Raw genomic sequence first — 14,098 nt, 5'->3', positions numbered from 1 at the left:
GCAGATAGAGCTGATACGGTTTGAAGAGATTTTCGAAGAGTATAAGTCATTCTCTGAAGTGTCTCACTTAGTTTAAAAAGAGTTGGTTGAGTTGAGGAAGTAGTCTGAAATAAAAACACCACACTTTGTAAGATACAAGGTGTGGTTGTATTTTATCTCTTGGACCAGGTTCTCTTCATGAAGAGAAGGAGGATTGGGTAAATCTCCAAGCGACCTGCAATCATTGCAAAGGAGAGGAGAATTTTTGAGATAGGACTAAAGATTGAGAAACTAGATGTCGTTCCTAGGATAGGCCCGATGTTATTGAAACAGCTAAAGACAGCACTGGTAACGACCAGGAAATCATTACTATCTAGGCTGACAATAAAGATAAGCGCTAGCAAAATCATAGAATAGATGACAAAGTACTTGAGAATCTTATGCTGGGTATCTTTGTCAATCACCGTTTTATTAACATGGAGGGTCAAAACACGGTGGGGTGATAGAATTGACAAAATCTGATTTTTAGCAATTTTTGAAAGGATAAGGCCTCGAATAACCTTGAGTCCACCTGCGGTTGAACCAGCAGAACCACCGATTCCCATGAGGAAGAGAAGGATAAACTGGGAGAAGAGGGGCCAGTTGGTAATATCTCCGTAACCAAAACCAGTCGTTGTAATGATATTGGAAACTTGGAAGAAGGCCATTTCAAAACTCTTGGAAAATCCTGGGTAGAGATAGAGGGTATTAAGGCTAATCAAGCCTGTAGAAAGCAGTACAATGACCAAGTAAGCTCGAAGTTCTTCATCTCCAAAGAAGGCCTTAACCCGACGGAGCATAAGGTAGTAGTAGAGATTGAAATTTACCCCAAAAACCAAAACTCCGATACTAACCAGATAGGTAATCAGTGAGCTACCATAGTGAGCAATCCCGTCGTTATAGACGGTAAATCCTCCGGTACCTGCTGTTCCCATGGCAATGACAAAACTATCAAATAGGGGCATGCCAGCTAGATAATAGATGATGACAAAGAGGGAGAAGAGAGCTAGATAAAGGAGATAGAGAATCTGGGCAGTGTTTTTGAGTTTGGATACAACCTTACCAAAGACGGGACCAGGAACCTCAGCTTTCATCACTTCTAGGTGACTGTTTTTGGCATTGTCCATAATAGCAAGTGCGAAAACGAGCACCCCCATCCCTCCAATCAAGTGGGTAAAACTTCGCCAGAAGAGGAGGGAACGGCTGAGGACCGAAACGTCGTTCAGAATAGTAGCTCCGGTAGTTGTAAAGCCAGAACTAATCTCAAAAAAGGCATCAATAACGCTGGGAATTTGCCCTGCAAAGACAAAGGGGAGACCGCCAAAGAAAGACCAGAGGATCCAACAGAGGGCAACAATCAAGATTCCCTCCTTGGCATAAATCCGTTGATTTTTTGGCTTCTGCAAACTCCCTGAACCGCCTAGTAATACGAGAATCCCTATGGTTGAAAAGAGGGCTGTAAAGACTTGGCTCGATTCACGGTAATAGAGAGCGACAGCTACAGGAACCAAAAGAAGAACAGCTTCAATCAAAAGTAACTTTGAAAGGAGGTAGCGAATCATACTTTTATTCATCTCTTACCTCGCGATTAAGTCATAAATCTTAGTGATATTCGGCAACAAGGTCGTTACTAGAAGCTTGTCTCCGACTTCAAGCATATCCTCCCCAGTAGGGAAAATAGTCTTGCCCTTTCGAATGATGGCTGCGATAAGAACCTCTTTTTTCAGTTTCAGTTGAGAAAGAGGTTTGGCAGTCATTTTATTGGCTTCCTTGATGTGGAATTGCAGGGTTTCGATTTGGCCATTGGCTAGATGGTGCATGGCTTGAAGGTCTGAATACTGGGCATTAACCCGACCACGAATAAAGTGCATAATCGTGTCTACAGCAATGCTTTTAGGGGTGATGATACTTGAAAAATCAGGTGCATTGATAATCTCAAGAAGACTGGTACGATTGACCTTGGTGATATTTTTTTGTACACCTACGCTGTCAAGGAACATAGAGGTAATCAGATTTTCCTCATCAACCCCTGTCAGTGTTGCAACGGCATCATAGTTTTGAGCACTTTCTTCCAGCAGGATATCTTTTGCGGTACCATCTCCTTGGACAATATAGAGATTTGGAAATTTCTCACTAAAGAAGCTGGCGATTTCGGGATTGATTTCAATGACTTTGGTATCAATACGACTATCTTTGAGGATACCAAGTAGATAATAGGCAATTCTACCAGCTCCAACAATAAGAAGACTTTTCACGGCACGAGACTTGAAATAATTATGGAAGAGCATCATATCAACACGGTTACCAGTGACAAAGATTCTGTCTTTATCCTGTACAGTCATGTCACCACTTGGAATGATAATTTGATGATCCCTCTCTATCGCGCAGACAATAACATTGCCAAATTTTTTCCGAAAATCAGAAATAGGCATTTGGCAAAGACCGCTAGAAGACTTAACAGTGAATTCCATTAAACTGACTCTTCCACCAAAGAAACGTTCGACAGAGAGAGCATTTGGGAAGTCAATGATATTAGCAATAGCGCGGGCAGCCAAGAGTTCAGGGTTAACGATAAGAGAAAAACCAAGAATATTCTTTTCTTTGAAATAAGAGTTAGAGTATTCAGGGTTCCGCACCCGAACGATGGTTTCTTTAGCCCCCATTTTCTTAGCTAGAACGGCTGCAATCATGTTCACTTCATCGTACTCAGTCAGGGCGATAAAGATATCACAATCCTGGACATTGGCTTGCTCAAGGATGGTAAAATCGGCCCCGTTACCAAGAATCCCCATGATATCAAAGCGATTAACAATATGATTGAGAACAGCTTCGTCTTGCTCAATCAGCAAAACATCATGCTTTTCTGCAACCAAGGAGCGACAGAGGGCAAAACCAACTTTTCCCCCTCCGACAAGGATAATTTTCATAATAAAACCTACTTTTTCATGATGTAACTATCATACCTTTTTTCAAGAAAAAATGCACCTACTAGCTAATAACAAGAGCTTTTAATGGAATTTTGTTATAAGGTAAAACTATACCCCAACCAATTGAAATAGCTATTAGCGACTTCCTCTGAAATATGGTATGATAAAGGGTATATAAGGAGACAAAATGAATAATAATTTACTGGTATTACAATCAGACTTTGGTCTGGTTGATGGTGCGGTATCGGCTATGATTGGAGTGGCTTTAGAAGAGTCTCCAACCTTAAAAATCCATCACTTGACGCACGATATCACGCCTTATAATATTTTTGAGGGGAGCTATCGTCTCTTTCAGACGGTGGATTACTGGCCTGAGGGAACGACTTTTGTATCAGTGGTTGACCCAGGTGTCGGCTCGAAACGTAAGAGTGTGGTTGCTAAGACTGCAAAAAATCAATACATTGTCACACCAGACAATGGGACGCTTTCTTTTATCAAGAAACACGTTGGCATTGTAGCTATTCGTGAGATTTCTGAAGTAGCCAATAGACGTCAAGATACAGAGCATTCTTATACTTTCCACGGCCGTGATGTTTATGCCTATACTGGTGCTAAACTAGCTAGTGGTCACATTAGTTTTGAGGAAGTAGGGCCTGAGCTCAGTGTAGACCATATTGTGGAGCTTCCAGTTGTAGAGACCATTATTGAAGATTATCTGGTGAAGGGAGCCATTGATATTCTAGATGTGCGTTTTGGTTCGCTTTGGACCTCTATCACGCGAGAAGAATTTTACAAACTGGAACCAGAATTTAGTGACCGTTTTGAAGTGACTATCTATCATGCAGATATGCTGGTCTATCAAAATCAGGTTGTTTATGGCAAATCATTTGCAGATGTGAGAATTGGGCAACCCATCCTTTACATCAACTCTCTCTATCGTTTAGGTCTGGCTATCAACCAAGGTTCTTTTGCCAAGGCTTATAATGTAGGTGTCGGTTCATCTTGGACCATTGAAATAAAGAAAATAGAATCATAAAATAGGAGAATATAGATGAAAAATCAATCAATTAAACAAGTTGTTGCTATCGGTGTTGGAGCTGCGCTCTTTGTTGTTATCGGGATGATCAGCATTCCGACACCTGTTCCAAATACAAGCATCCAGCTTCAGTATGCGGTACAGAGCCTCTTGTCTATCATTTTTGGCCCTCTAGTGGGATTACTTGTTGGTTTAATTGGGCATGCAGTGAAGGACTCTCTTGCTGGCTACGGTCTTTGGTGGACTTGGATTATTGCTAGCGGTCTCTTTGGTCTAGCTGTAGGACTCTTTAGAAAATACATTCGAGTAACACAGGGTGTTTTTGAGTTGAAGGATATTGTCTTCTTTAACCTCATTCAGATTATTGCAAATGCTCTTGTTTGGGGTGTCTTGGCACCACTTGGAGATGTTGTGATTTATCAAGAAGCGGCAGAAAAAGTATTTGCCCAAGGGATTGTTGCAGGTATTGCTAACGCTGTGACTATTGCTATCGCAGGAACTCTTCTTTTGATAGCTTATTCACGTACGCAGACTCGTTCAGGAAGTTTGAAAAAGGATTAACATAAGGGAAAAGGCTGGGGAACCAGTCTTTTTGCTGTTTATAGGCTAGTCGGGTAAGCAAGCTAGGATAGGAATCTTTTTACCACTAAGATTTTAAGAGAAGAGTCTGCAAGAAGGGGTTAGTTTATGATAAAATAGAAGTCTAAGAAGCGAATGAAGAGAGTAAGATGAAAGAAGCTATAATTGAGTGGAAGGATTTCTCTTTCCAGTATGAAACACAACAAGAACCGACCTTGCAAGGGGTGGGTTTGACCATTTATAAGGGAGAGAAAGTCTTAATTGTTGGACCATCTGGGTCAGGTAAGTCTACCTTGGGTCAATGTTTGAATGGGATTATTCCCAATATTTACAAGGGTCATATGTCTGGAGAATTTTTGATCAAGGGCCAGGCAGCCTTTGATATGAGCATCTATGACAAATCTCATCTGGTCAGCACAGTTTTGCAGGATACAGATGGGCAGTTTATCGGTTTATCCGTTGCAGAGGATTTAGCTTTTGCTCTGGAAAATGATGTGACAACTCTAGAAGAGATGAAAGGTCGTGTTCATAAATGGGCTGAAAAGTTGGACCTTCTTTCTTTACTGAATCAGCGCCCTCAGGATTTGTCAGGTGGACAAAAGCAGCGAGTTAGTCTAGCTGGTGTTTTGATTGATGAGAGTCCGATTCTCTTGTTTGATGAGCCACTCGCCAATCTAGATCCTAAGTCAGGTCAGGACATTATCGAATTGATTGACCAGATTCATAAGGAGGAGGGGACGACGACCCTTATTATCGAGCACCGTTTGGAGGATGTTCTGCATCGACCTGTGGATCGGATTGTCTTGATAAACGATGGTCGTATCCTCTTTAATGGGAGCCCTGACCAGTTATTGGCGACTGATCTGTTGACCCAAAATGGAATCCGAGAGCCTCTTTATCTCACCACTCTCCGTCAATTGGGTGTAGATTTAGCAAAGGAAGAACAATTATCAAATCTGGATAACTTGTCTATCTTGAAAGGGCAGGTTCAGCTACAGACGGAACTGGTAAAAGAGACTCCAGAATTGCAGTCGCTTTTTAGACTAGAGGATGTGTCCTTTTCTTATGATGATAGACCGATTTTAAAATCCCTACATTTGGATATTAAAAAGGGTGAAAAAATTGCCATTGTCGGAAAAAATGGTGCTGGCAAATCAACCCTAGCCAAGGCCTTAAGTAGCTTTATTCAGACGGAAGGTCGCTACCTTTGGGAAGGTCAGGATATCAAAGGCGATTCTGTTGCAGAACGGGCAGAACGAGTAGGCTATGTGTTGCAAAATCCTAATCAAATGATTTCAACCAACATGATTTTTGATGAGGTGGCTCTAGGACTTCGTTTGCGAGGTGTGGACGAGCAGGAAATTGAAACGAGAGTCTATGAAACCTTGAAAATCTGTGGCCTCTATGAATTCCGTAATTGGCCCATTTCTGCCCTGTCATTTGGTCAGAAAAAACGTGTGACTATTGCATCGATTTTGGTCTTAGGGGCTGAAATTATCCTCTTAGATGAACCGACAGCAGGTCAAGATCAGAAGAACTATACTGAGATTATGGAATTTCTCGAAGAACTGCATCAAAAAGGGCATACGATTGTCATGATTACCCATGATATGCAATTGATGCTGGATTATTCAGACCGAGCTCTTGTCATGGTGGATGGAGAATTGATTGCCGACACTGATCCAGCTAGTCTGTTGAGCAATCCCGAGCTGTTAGTAAAAGCCAATCTAAAAGAAACTTCTATCTTCAACTTGGCTAAGAAGCTCGACGTGGATCCACTTGCTTTAACGGCATTTTACAAAGAAAGGAGAGAAGGATGCAAGCTAAATTAATCGGCTACCAGCATAGAGATACTGTGATTCATCGCTTGTCAGGAGCTGGGAAACTCCTCTTTTTCATTCTCGTGTCATTGGCTGCCATGATTAGCTATGATACCAGACTGCTTGTTTTGATTGCCATTTTTTCGGTCTTTCTCCTCTATTTGTCAGAAATCCGTTTTAAAGATGTTTCCTTTGTAGCCGTTTTTGCGACGGTATTTGCCGTTTTAAACGTCTTGATGGTCTATCTCTTTTCTCCCGAGTATGGGGTTGGACTTTACGGAGAGAGAAGTGTGATTTGGCAGGGAATTGGTGCCTATACCCTAACCAGCCAGGAGCTCTTTTATCTGCTAAATTTGGCCATTAAGTATCTCTGCACCATTCCTCTAGCTATTATCTTTTTGATGACAACTCATCCTAGTCAGTTTGCTTCCAGTTTAAATCAAATTGGTGTTCCTTACAAGATTGCCTATTCTGTCAGCCTGACCTTGCGCTATATTCCAGATTTGCAGGAAGAATTCTTTACCATCAAGATGTCTCAGGAAGCGCGTGGAATGGAATTGTCCAAGAAGGCTTCTCTTATGCAACGAATCAAAGGCAATCTGCGCATTATCACTCCCTTGATTTTTAGCTCGCTAGAACGCATTGATACCATCGCGACCGCCATGGAGCTTCGTCGCTTTGGAAAAGAGAAAAAACGCACTTGGTATAGTTATCAGGCCTTGAAAAAAGGAGATTATCTTACCTTGCTCTTGGCAGTTGTGTTTTTAGTAGCTAGTTTACTACTGATTTTGCAGAATCAGGGACGATTTTACAATCCTTGGAAGTAGCTTGAAAAAATTGAAAAAATCAAGTCGTTTCTATTGACAATGATTCTGAAAGTGTTATACTAAGAAAGTAGTTTCGCTGATTTACTTCAAACCTGTTGTGAGGTAAGTTAACGATGCCTTAACCACGCTGTTTGCTGAGCTTGACTCCGGGCAGTGTGGCTATTTTTTTGCAATGGTAAAAGGAAGCAAATCATGACAAATCACATTGTATTATTTGAACCACAAATTCCACAAAATACAGGTAATATCGCGCGTACTTGCGCTGCGACCAATTCTCCCCTCCACATCATCAAGCCAATGGGCTTTCCTATCGATGACCGCAAGATGAAGCGGGCTGGATTGGATTATTGGGATAAACTAGAGATTTATTTTTACGAGAGTTTGGAGGATTTCATGTCTCAGATGAAGGGCAAACTCTATCTGATTTCGAAATTCGCGGAAAAAGTGTATTCTGATGTGAATTTATCGACTGACGAGGACCATTATTTTCTCTTTGGACGTGAAGATAAGGGCTTGCCTGAGTGCTTTATGCGAGAACATCCTGAGAAAGCTCTCCGTATTCCTATGAATGATGAACATGTCCGCAGTCTCAATGTGTCTAATACTGTCTGCATGATTGTCTATGAGGCTCTCCGCCAGCAGAACTTTGCAGGTCTTGAGCTTGTTCACACCTATGAAGTGGATAAATTGAAATAAAAAATGAAAATGAAAATGAACAAAATGCTTGCGCTTGCAAGCGTTTTTTGTTATGATAAAAGAGTCTTCAGGGCAGGGTGAAATTCCCGACCGGCGGTAAATTTGACTAGCTATTTTAGCTTTCTCGTCGTTGTCTTGTCTCGATATACTTTAATACTCAATGAAAATCAAAGAGCAAACTAGGAAGCTAGCCGCAAGCTGTACTTGAGTACGGTAAGGCGACGCTGACGTGGTTTGAATTTGATTTTCGAAGAGTATAAGTATTATCTTTGACTGCGACTCCTAGATAAATCTAAAATATCTTAGCCAAATAAGTCCGCGAGCGCAAGCTGATGTGGTGAGATTCCACAACCGACAGTATAGTCTGGATGGGAGAAGACGAAAGAATAGCTTTGTCTGTTCTGATCGATTTATAGCTAGATTGTAACCGCTTGCTTTTGTTTTCTTTAATAGAGTGAGAGGGAACTTATGGGATATAAAAAGTGAGAATAGATAGAGGAATCCTTTCTAACTTCTTCTGATTTTATAGAAAATTGGAGGAACCTGTTATGACAAACACACGTCGACTTTCGACCATTGCGATTCTATCAGCCATCTCATTTGTGCTGATGTACTTTGACTTTCCGCTTTTGCCAGCGGCGTCCTTCCTAAAGATCGAATTTAGTATCTTGCCAGTCCTTGTGGGCTTGGTAGTCATGGATTTGCCTGCTGCTCTAGGAGTTCTCTTGCTTCGCTCACTCTTGAAGTTGCTTCTGAACAGCCAGGGAGTGAATACTTACATTGGTTTGCCAATGAATATCGTAGCTTTGGGAGTTTTTGTCATCGTATTTGCTTTGATTTGGAAAAAGGAACGGACACCCCTTCGTTTCCTACTAGGATCTCTAGCTGGAACTATTGGCTTGACCGTGGCAATGTTGGTTCTCAACTATGTTTACGCTGTTCCTTTGTACGCTAAGTTTGCTAACTTTGATATTGGAAAAATTTTGGGACTTTCCAACTACCTAATGACCATGGTATTACCTTTTAACTTGATTGAGGGTATTATCTTTGCTGTTTCATTCTGGTTGTTGTATGTTCTCTTGAAACCAACCTTAAAACATTATGAGAGATAAACAAATATTTTTAATGAAGGGCAGTTTTGCCCTTTTACTTTTCGTTATTCTTGGCTATATGGTCAAATTTTATCCTGAAATGTTAGTTGATTTTGACCAATCGATTCAGACTACCGTTCGAGGAGACTTGCCAGGTTATTTGACTATTCTTTTTAGGGCTATCACACGCTTGATTGATATTCCGGTGATTATCACTTGGGTCGTCATTACAGCTTTTATCTTTTATCGTAAGCGATGGAAGATAGAAAGTTTCTTCATGCTGGGAAATCTGGCTTTGGCAGGTCTTTTAATCGTGACCTTTAAAAACATCTACCAGCGCCCACGACCAGCTATCTTACATCTGGTGGAGGAGAAGGGATTTTCCTTTCCAAGCGGCCATTCTCTGGCTGTAACCTTGATGGTCGGTTCTCTGATTGTCATTCTCAGTCAACGGATTAAAAATCCAGTCTGGAGAAAAATCGTACAAATCGTCCTTGCTCTCTACCTAGTTAGTGTGCTAGTATCAAGGATCTATCTAGGAGTTCACTACCCATCAGACGTCCTTGCCAGTCTCTGTGTGGGCTTGGGAGTCTTGTTTATCGAGTTTCCCTTCTATGACAAGCTCCGCTTCCAATGGCGATTTAAAGGCAAGCAGAAGTGATGGAAAAGATAAAAAATTGTACAAATACAAATAGAACCATATGAAATATATACTTGAAACATGTTTTGGAATTTGATATATTTTAATAAATAAAGCAAGGAGGAAGAAAGTGTGGGTATGTTATTAGCGACACGCTTAAAAAATAAAAGAAAGGAATTAAAATTATCTCAAAAAGAATTAGCTGAGGGGATTTGTGAGCAAGGGCAGATTAGCCGTATGGAGCAAGGTAAATACTCACCTGGGTCAGAATTACTCTTTCAACTATCTAAGCGATTGAAGGTGAGCATGGATTATTTCTTTGAAGATACTGAGGTTTCTAGTTTAGAAAATATTGATAAGTTTAAAGAACTATCTAAGAAATTTTTGGATGAGAGGGAATATGAATCTCTCCATTATATCTATGAACTGGAAAAATCTAAACGTGCTCGTCTATCTGCTAAAGACCAGATTTATTTGGACTGGATTGATACATTAGTTCAATTCCGTTATCTAAATCATCAAACAGAGGCAGTTGCTAAACTGGAAAAAATACTGTTATCTCTGAAAAAATCTGATTTTTACTATCTACAACTGGGAAATACCTTGGCTAATTTTTATTTTGATATGGGGCAGGAAGACACATATCAGGAACTCTATCAACTTTTAAAAGAGAACCTCCAGTCACTATCTGTTCATCATTTGGAACAGTTAGAATTGATGATTAAATTCCGATATAACTATTGTAGATATTTGTGGTTGAATGAACGAACATCTGAAGCTATAGAAGAAATTACAGAAACAATAGCTATTTGTAAAAGGTATAATAGTAGTTATCGATTAGCAGATTTGTATTGTTTATTGGGAAATATAAGCGTGGGATTTGCTGAAAGGGATAGGATACTAGGTTTTTATCAAGTATCTTATCAGCTTTACAAGCACGAAGAGAACCAGAGAATGATGCTAGAAATTGAGAAGGAAATGAAATTATTGGAAAGTGAAGATTAAGAAAAAGATTTGTATTTTTAGATAACTTAAATTCATATTTCGAAAAAAATAAGAAAACACCATAAAAATTGTTGACAAAGTAAAATTGATATGTTAGAATATCATCAATAGTTTTTGATTTTGGTATTGGAACTTTGGGGATATATTGGGCGTTGTTAGGATTTCAATTTCCTTTTGAGCTGAAGAAGGAGGCAATCCAATGAATACTTTTCTGACCAATAAAAATTATCGGATGTTGCTGATTAATCAATGGGTTTCGTCATTTGGTGATACGCTGTTTTATATTTCCTTTATTTCTTATGTATCTGGCTATCAATTTGCTTCATTAGCTGTTCTTTGTATAACAGTTTCGGAGACTTTGCCGCAGATTTCTCAGTTGTTCACAGGCGTTATTGCCGATTTTCAAAAAAATCGTGTTGCAAAATATATTGCTATATTGGCAAGTAAGTTTCTGCTTTATACTCTATTGACACTGTTTGTAACGGATAAGAACTTTTCTATGGGGATGGTTTTTCTTATTTGTGGCATCAATCTTTTATCAGATACCATGAGTTATTTTGCAGGTGCTATGATTTCTCCTTTGTATGTGAGGATTATCGGAGATGATATGACAGATGCTATGGGGTTTAGACAGGCAACTGCTGGTGTAGTTAATATTCTCAGCAATCTTACAGGGGGAGTTTTGATTGGGGTCATCAGTCTTCAGATGTTTGTGGGTTTGAATGCTTTGACCTTTCTTTTTGCACTGTTGGGTGTGGTGTTTATTCGTACTTCTTTGAGAGATATTGAGGGACAGATGGAGGTTAGTAAAAGATTAACCGCAAAATCTTTTGGAGAGCATTTCCTCTATTCTATGAAGATATTGGCAAGTTTTCCAGCCATCATCAAATTAATATTCATTGCAGCTATGAACCAAGTGATTTTAAGCATTATTACCCCTTTAACGACTTTGATGTTAATCCATCATCCATTTATCTTCTTTGATACTGGGAAATCCATTGCAGCATTGTCAGTGGTTATTTTTTCAGGAACGATTGTGGGAAGTTTTTTGAGTGGAGGTATCCTAAAAAATATTCCCATAAAAATGATTGTCTACTTTGAAGAAATTATGCATCTCTGTATTCTCTTTTCTTGGTTGACCAATCATTTCCTTCTTTTATTGGTGGTTGTCTTCTTATGCGCAGTTGCGGTAGGAATGATGGGGCCTCGGATTTTCAACCTTGTATTCTCGATGGTTCCAGAAGAAGTCATGGGAACCATCCAGTCAGTGCTTGGAGTATTCAATGTTGTTGTACCAGGAATTCTTAGCATGCTCATCGTTGCCTTAGCGAGTGCTACAAACCTAAAAATCACAGTGCTTCCACTTTTTATTTTTGTATTGACTGCCTTAGCAATTGTGAAAGCAATGAAAATAGAGTAATAGTAGTATGAACTACTGTCTCTTTTTGGGTGGGAGTTCATTATCCATCAGACGTTCTTGCCAGTTTCTGTGTGGGCTTGGGAGTCCTGTTTATCGAATTTCCCTTCTATGACAAGCTTCGCTTCCAATGGCGATTTAAAGGCAAGCAGAAGTGAGTATTGAATTTGCTTGAGGAGAAAGAAATGAAAGTCAACATAAAAGATCTTCATCCAACTCAACTATACTTATCAGAAAAGAAACTAGAAGGCATCCAGACACTTTATCAGTCGGCAGAAATAATCAATGTTGCTCCAATCAGTATTCTTGCCTTCGGAGATTGCTTGTTGATTACAGATGGGCATCACAGGGCTTATCAGGCTTTATTGGCAGGTCAAGATACGATTTTTGCTGAGTTTGATAGAGACGGCGGTGATGAACTATATCATCTCTATGCGCAAGCTTGTGAGGAAAGAAAGATTTACTCTGTTCTGGATTTAAAAAATCATATCTTATCTCAAGATAAGTATGAAGCAAAATGGTATAACTGGTGTGAGGGTTTTAATCAAGCAGCAACTCTCTTATTGAAAAGGAAAGCAGATGAAACAGATTTTACAAATAGATAATACACTGCGTCTGGTTTTTTATATTGAAATTAGTCTAATCGAACTTGTTTTTTAACTAAAAATCTGATAAACTAAGTAGTAATTGAATAGAAATCTGCAAGACTAGTAACTCAAGGGAAGTATGACAGGGAGGAGAGCCGTGACTGCAAGCTCTCTATATGAAAGCTGGGCGAATTCACTTGCGCATGGATTTAGAAATGAAGGTCTGACTTGTCAGATGAAAACGGATGGTACCGCGTGTCAACGCTCCGAGTGGAGTTTTTGGCATGTGGTTTTCTTTTTATCTACGAGAGACTGATGGAGGAATTATGTCAACTATTGAAGAACAATTAAAAGCGCTTCGTGAAGAAACGCTGGCTAGCTTGAAGCAGATTACTGCTGAAAATGAAAAAGAGATGCAAGAATTGCGTGTCTCTGTCCTTGGTAAAAAGGGTTCGCTTACTGAAATCCTCAAAGGGATGAAAGATGTCTCTGCTGAGATGCGTCCGATTATCGGGAAGCACGTCAATGAAGCGCGTGATGTCTTGACAGCAGCCTTTGAAGAAACTGCTAAGCTCTTGGAAGAAAAGAAAGTCGCAGCTCAACTAGCTAGCGAGAGTATCGATGTGACGCTTCCAGGTCGCCCAGTTGCGACTGGTCACCGTCATGTTCTCACACAAACCAGTGAAGAAATCGAAGATATTTTCATCGGTATGGGTTACCAAGTCGTGGATGGTTTTGAAGTGGAGCAAGACTACTACAACTTTGAGCGCATGAACCTTCCGAAAGACCATCCAGCTCGCGACATGCAGGACACTTTCTACATCACAGAAGAAATCTTGCTCCGTACCCACACGTCTCCAGTTCAGGCGCGTGCTATGGATGCTCATGATTTTTCTAAAGGTCCTTTGAAAATGATCTCACCAGGGCGTGTGTTCCGTCGTGATACGGATGATGCGACCCACAGTCACCAATTCCACCAAATCGAAGGTTTGGTTGTTGGGAAAAATATCTCTATGGCAGACCTTCAAGGAACCCTTCAATTGATTGTCCAAAAAATGTTTGGTGAAGAGCGTCATATCCGTCTGCGTCCATCTTATTTCCCATTCACAGAGCCGTCTGTTGAGGTGGATGTTTCTTGCTTCAAGTGTGGTGGAGAAGGCTGTAACGTATGTAAGAAAACAGGTTGGATCGAAATTATGGGTGCTGGTATGGTTCACCCACGTGTCCTTGAAATGAGTGGTATCGATGCGACTGTTTACTCTGGCTTTGCCTTTGGTCTTGGTCAAGAGCGCGTAGCTATGCTCCGTTACGGAATCAACGATATCCGTGGCTTCTACCAAGGAGATGTCCGCTTCTCAGAACAGTTTAAATAAGATTGAAACATGTAATACAGTCCTAGTCAGGTAAATGGTAAGGGCTGACTCGAAGAAAAAGAAAGGAATTGAAAAGGTCCCA

13 protein-coding genes and 1 pseudogene are annotated in these 14,098 nt (G+C 40.3%); 12 read left to right on the top strand and 2 right to left on the bottom strand.

What is annotated here, in order from left to right:
- Positions 1–152: 152 nt before the first annotated feature.
- Both SK642_RS08185 and trkA read right to left on the bottom strand, forming a co-directional pair.
- Positions 153–1,592 carry a TrkH family potassium uptake protein gene (locus tag SK642_RS08185; RefSeq protein WP_033684341.1) on the bottom strand — a complete coding sequence of 480 codons (1,440 nt, stop codon included), beginning with the start codon at positions 1,590–1,592 and terminating at the stop codon, positions 153–155.
- Between the two features lie 3 nt (positions 1,593–1,595).
- Positions 1,596–2,945 (bottom strand): Trk system potassium transporter TrkA, encoded by a 1,350-nt coding sequence (gene trkA, locus SK642_RS08180; RefSeq protein ID WP_033684340.1) that lies wholly within the window; start codon positions 2,943–2,945, stop codon positions 1,596–1,598.
- Positions 2,946–3,132: 187 nt separating this feature from the next.
- Between trkA and SK642_RS08175 the strand changes: the two genes are divergently transcribed.
- From SK642_RS08175 to pheS, 12 genes and pseudogenes are all read left to right on the top strand, one after another.
- Positions 3,133–3,981 carry an SAM hydrolase/SAM-dependent halogenase family protein gene (locus tag SK642_RS08175; RefSeq protein ID WP_033684339.1) on the top strand — a complete coding sequence of 283 codons (849 nt, stop codon included), beginning with the start codon at positions 3,133–3,135 and terminating at the stop codon, positions 3,979–3,981.
- A 15-nt stretch (positions 3,982–3,996) separates the two neighbouring features.
- On the top strand, positions 3,997–4,542 hold the full coding sequence (locus SK642_RS08170) for an ECF-type riboflavin transporter substrate-binding protein (protein ID WP_033684338.1): 546 nt from the start codon (positions 3,997–3,999) through the stop codon (positions 4,540–4,542).
- A 167-nt stretch (positions 4,543–4,709) separates the two neighbouring features.
- The gene (locus tag SK642_RS08165; RefSeq protein ID WP_033684337.1) at positions 4,710–6,392 is read left to right on the top strand and encodes an ABC transporter ATP-binding protein; all 1,683 of its coding nucleotides are present in this window, start codon (positions 4,710–4,712) and stop codon (positions 6,390–6,392) included.
- A complete protein-coding gene (locus SK642_RS08160; protein WP_033684336.1) occupies positions 6,377–7,207 on the top strand; it encodes an energy-coupling factor transporter transmembrane component T family protein in 831 nt (276 codons plus the stop codon). The genes SK642_RS08165 and SK642_RS08160 overlap by 16 nt, the downstream gene beginning before the upstream one ends.
- A 192-nt stretch (positions 7,208–7,399) precedes the next feature.
- On the top strand, positions 7,400–7,903 hold the full coding sequence (locus SK642_RS08155) for a tRNA (cytidine(34)-2'-O)-methyltransferase (protein ID WP_033684334.1): 504 nt from the start codon (positions 7,400–7,402) through the stop codon (positions 7,901–7,903).
- 548 nt (positions 7,904–8,451) lie between these two features.
- Positions 8,452–9,015, top strand: coding sequence for an ECF transporter S component (locus tag SK642_RS08150; protein WP_033684333.1), 564 nt, complete (start codon positions 8,452–8,454; stop codon positions 9,013–9,015).
- Positions 9,005–9,655 carry a phosphatase PAP2 family protein gene (locus SK642_RS08145; protein ID WP_033684332.1) on the top strand — a complete coding sequence of 217 codons (651 nt, stop codon included), beginning with the start codon at positions 9,005–9,007 and terminating at the stop codon, positions 9,653–9,655. Before SK642_RS08150 ends, SK642_RS08145 begins: the two co-directional genes overlap by 11 nt.
- A 111-nt stretch (positions 9,656–9,766) precedes the next feature.
- A complete protein-coding gene (locus SK642_RS08140; RefSeq protein ID WP_033684331.1) occupies positions 9,767–10,639 on the top strand; it encodes a helix-turn-helix domain-containing protein in 873 nt (290 codons plus the stop codon).
- Between the two features lie 199 nt (positions 10,640–10,838).
- Positions 10,839–12,059, top strand: a complete 1,221-nt coding sequence (locus SK642_RS08135) for an MFS transporter (RefSeq protein WP_033684330.1) — start codon at positions 10,839–10,841, stop codon at positions 12,057–12,059.
- 26 nt (positions 12,060–12,085) lie between these two features.
- Positions 12,086–12,214, top strand: a pseudogene (locus tag SK642_RS10620) (phosphatase PAP2 family protein); the annotation flags it as partial.
- Between the two features lie 27 nt (positions 12,215–12,241).
- Entirely contained in the window at positions 12,242–12,661 is a 420-nt protein-coding gene (locus SK642_RS08130) for a hypothetical protein (RefSeq protein ID WP_033684329.1), read from the top strand.
- Positions 12,662–12,969: 308 nt separating this feature from the next.
- Complete coding sequence (pheS, locus tag SK642_RS08125; RefSeq protein WP_033684497.1) at positions 12,970–14,016, top strand: phenylalanine--tRNA ligase subunit alpha; 1,047 nt, start codon at positions 12,970–12,972, stop codon at positions 14,014–14,016.
- Positions 14,017–14,098: the final 82 nt, after the last annotated feature.

It is taken from the genome of Streptococcus mitis (genome assembly GCF_000722705.1).
Taxonomy (GTDB): Bacteria; Bacillota; Bacilli; order Lactobacillales; family Streptococcaceae; genus Streptococcus; species Streptococcus mitis_P.
This window is presented reverse-complemented; position numbering and strand designations above follow the sequence as displayed.

Excerpts from the sequence above, each read along its gene's own strand:
- SK642_RS08185 (WP_033684341.1), bottom strand. The coding sequence starts at position 1,592 with ATGAATAAAAGTATGATTCGCTACCTCCTTTCAAAGTTACTTTTGATT.
- trkA (WP_033684340.1), bottom strand. The coding sequence starts at position 2,945 with ATGAAAATTATCCTTGTCGGAGGGGGAAAAGTTGGTTTTGCCCTCTGT.
- SK642_RS08175 (WP_033684339.1), top strand. The coding sequence starts at position 3,133 with ATGAATAATAATTTACTGGTATTACAATCAGACTTTGGTCTGGTTGAT.
- SK642_RS08170 (WP_033684338.1), top strand. The coding sequence starts at position 3,997 with ATGAAAAATCAATCAATTAAACAAGTTGTTGCTATCGGTGTTGGAGCT.
- SK642_RS08165 (WP_033684337.1), top strand. The coding sequence starts at position 4,710 with ATGAAAGAAGCTATAATTGAGTGGAAGGATTTCTCTTTCCAGTATGAA.
- SK642_RS08160 (WP_033684336.1), top strand. The coding sequence starts at position 6,377 with ATGCAAGCTAAATTAATCGGCTACCAGCATAGAGATACTGTGATTCAT.
- SK642_RS08155 (WP_033684334.1), top strand. The coding sequence starts at position 7,400 with ATGACAAATCACATTGTATTATTTGAACCACAAATTCCACAAAATACA.
- SK642_RS08150 (WP_033684333.1), top strand. The coding sequence starts at position 8,452 with ATGACAAACACACGTCGACTTTCGACCATTGCGATTCTATCAGCCATC.
- SK642_RS08145 (WP_033684332.1), top strand. The coding sequence starts at position 9,005 with ATGAGAGATAAACAAATATTTTTAATGAAGGGCAGTTTTGCCCTTTTA.
- SK642_RS08135 (WP_033684330.1), top strand. The coding sequence starts at position 10,839 with ATGAATACTTTTCTGACCAATAAAAATTATCGGATGTTGCTGATTAAT.
- SK642_RS08130 (WP_033684329.1), top strand. The coding sequence starts at position 12,242 with ATGAAAGTCAACATAAAAGATCTTCATCCAACTCAACTATACTTATCA.
- pheS (WP_033684497.1), top strand. The coding sequence starts at position 12,970 with ATGTCAACTATTGAAGAACAATTAAAAGCGCTTCGTGAAGAAACGCTG.